1 protein-coding gene and 1 pseudogene are annotated in these 2,773 nt (G+C 70.6%); one reads left to right on the forward strand and one right to left on the reverse strand.

Going from position 1 to position 2,773, the window contains the following annotated elements; genetic code table 11:
• Positions 1-196: 196 nt before the first annotated feature.
• Positions 197-1,165: a pirin family protein gene (locus AC08OJ_RS19565; RefSeq protein WP_476594766.1), complete on the reverse strand. Its 969-nt coding sequence runs from the start codon at positions 1,163-1,165 to the stop codon at positions 197-199.
• A 265-nt stretch (positions 1,166-1,430) separates the two neighbouring features.
• On the opposite strand from AC08OJ_RS19565, the pseudogene AC08OJ_RS19570 reads away from it, so the two are divergent.
• Positions 1,431-2,773: pseudogene (locus tag AC08OJ_RS19570) on the forward strand (LON peptidase substrate-binding domain-containing protein); the annotation flags it as partial.

The raw sequence follows: 2,773 nt of genomic DNA on the forward strand, positions 1-2,773 counted from the left end.
TTATCCACCATACGATCCATATTTTCGACCGACACGGGCGTGGCCTACGGAAGCACGCACGGTGGCATATGGAAGCACGACGGGGGATGCGGCGGAGCTGGTACGAGGCGGGGGCGGGCATCGTGCGGGGCGCCAGGCGGATGACGGGACGCTCTTCACCTCAGGTCCGCACGGGAACCCGGAAATGCCATCGGGTTCAGACGCGATGCGGCATCAGTGCGTTCGCCGGAATGACCCCAAGCCGGCCGGCCTGATAGTCCTCGACGGCCTGGCGCAGTTCGGCCCAGGTGTTCATGACGAACGGGCCGTACACCTCGACGTGTTCCCGGATCGGCCGACCGCCCAGCAGCAGGACCTCGAGGTTCGGCGAGGACGCGTCCTGCCGGTCGTCCGCGGCGACACCGAGCAGATCCCCCGTTCCGAGGACCGCGAGCTGACCGGCCCGGATCACCGTGGCGTCCGGGCCCACCGTCCCACGGCCACCGAGGACGTAGGCGAGCGCGTTGAACTCGGGGTTCCACGGCACGTGCACCGCCGCGCCGGGGGTCAGCGTCGCGTGGACGACGGAGATCGGGGTATGCGTGGCACCCGGGCCCCGGTGGCCCCCGACGTCACCGGCGATGACCCGCAGCAGGGCACCGCCGTCCGGCGAGGACACCAGGGAGACCTGGCCACCCTCGAGGTTCTGGTACCGCGGCGGGGAGAACTTGTCCTTCGCCGGGAGGTTAACCCAGAGCTGGACACCGTGGAACAGGCCGCCGCTGACGACAAGCTTCTCCGGCGGCGTCTCGATGTGGAGGATGCCCGCGCCGGCGGTCATCCACTGGGTGGCGCCGTCGGCGATCAGTCCGCCGCCGCCGTGCGAGTCCTGGTGCTGGAAGGTTCCGTCGATCATGTAGGTGACGGTCTCGAATCCGCGGTGGGGATGCCACGGGGTTCCTTTGGGCTCGCCCGGCCCGTAGTCGACGGCGCCCATCTCGTCCATGTGGATGAACGGATCCAGCTCGGCGAGCCGTACTCCGGCGAAGGCCCGACGCACCGGGAAGCCCTCGCCCTCCAGCCCGGTGGGCGCGGCGGTCACCCTCCGCACCGGACGGTCGACCTTGCCGAGCGCGGGCTCAGCCAGCCGAGGCAGGCGGACGGTATCGGCGGTGACGGCAGGCATGTCGTCCTCCTGGCGGGCTCACGATCGCCGGTCGACCTGCTCGAGCAGCTCCACCTGCTCGAGCAGCTCATCCCGGCGCCTCTACCTGTAGATGCAACTACCAACCCGCGCAACCACGGGCCACCCTCGATCCTTCCCGCGAATTCTTTGATCATCAGGGCGCGAACGAGAAGCGTTCGCCCTCAGCGATCAATCCCGGGAACAACGGTAAGCTAAAAGGACTTCAGTGTAAGTGACTCAATTTCTTCACGTGAAGATGGACCACATGCCACAGATCCGGGTGCTGCCCGTCCTGCCGCTCGACGACGCCGTCGTGCTACCGGGCATGATCGTGTCTCTCGACATGTCCGATGGTGAGATCCGAGCCGCCGTCGAAGCCGCCCGTGCCGGCGGATCCCGCGGCGCTCCCGACGCGCGGGCGCCGGGGATCTCCGGTCAGCCGGCGGGCCGGCCCGCCGAGGTGCTGCTGGTTCCCAGGACCGACGGCACGCTCGCCGACGTGGCCGCCGTCGGGGTGATCGAACAGGTCGGCCGGTTGCCGCGAGGGGGCTCGGCCGCGATCGTCCGCGGAACCGCCCGGGCCCGTGTCGGCGGCGTGCGCTCGGGTCCCGGCGACGTCACCTGGGTCGACGCCGTGTGGGGCGACACCGTGGTGAACGAGGGGGCCGTCGTGAACTAGGGGGCTGGGCCGCCGTCCGGCACTCTCGACGCTCCGGCGGACGCCGCCCCCGCGCGGACCGGCGAGGATCCGGCGAAGGTCGAGAACCTGGCGAAGGAGTACCGCGCCCTGGTCACCGACCTGCTGCGCCAGCGCGGCGCCTGGCAGGTCGTCGACTCCGTCGCGGCGATCACCGATCCGTCCGCGCTCGCCGACACCGCCGGCTACGCCTCCTACCTGACCACCGCGCAGAAGATCGAGCTGCTGGGCACCGCGGACGTCGCCACGAGGCTTGAACGGCTGCTGGCGTGGACCAAGAACCATCTGGCCGAACTGGACGTCGCGGAGACCATCCGCCGCGACGTCCAGGAGGGCATGGACCGCCAGCAGCGTGAGTTCCTGCTGCGCCGCCAGCTCGACGCCATTCGCAAGGAGCTGGCCGAGCTGGGCGGCTCCGGTCCGGGTTCCGGCGCGGGCGGCGACGGCGGCTCCGAACCGGCCGCCTACCGGGCCCGCGTCAAGGCCGCCGACCTGCCGGAGAAGGCCCGCGCCGCGGCGTTGAAGGAGGTCGACAAGCTGGAGCGGACGTCGGATTCCTCCCCGGAGGGCGGCTGGATCCGCACCTGGTTGGACACCATCCTCGACCTGCCGTGGAATGTCCGGGCGGAGGACTCCTACGACATCGCCGCGGCCCGCGCGGTACTCGACGCCTACCACTCCGGGCTCGACGACGTCAAGGACCGCATCATCGAGCATCTGGCGGTGCGCAAGCGCCGGGCCGATGCTGGTCTCGGCGTCGTCGGTGGCCGGCGCGGCGGTGCCGTGCTGGCACTCGCCGGCCCGCCCGGGGTCGGCAAGACATCACTCGGCGAATCGATCGCCCGGGCCATGGGCCGGTCGTTCGTCCGGGTCGCCCTCGGCGGCGTGCGGGACGAGGCTTGTCTTCCGCA

The sequence above is a fragment of the Frankia sp. CgKIO3 genome, assembly GCF_977946435.1.

Bases quoted from the DNA above. Each gene is read 5' to 3' on its own strand.
- AC08OJ_RS19565 (WP_476594766.1), bottom strand. From the start codon at position 1,165: ATGCCTGCCGTCACCGCCGATACCGTCCGCCTGCCTCGGCTGGCTGAG.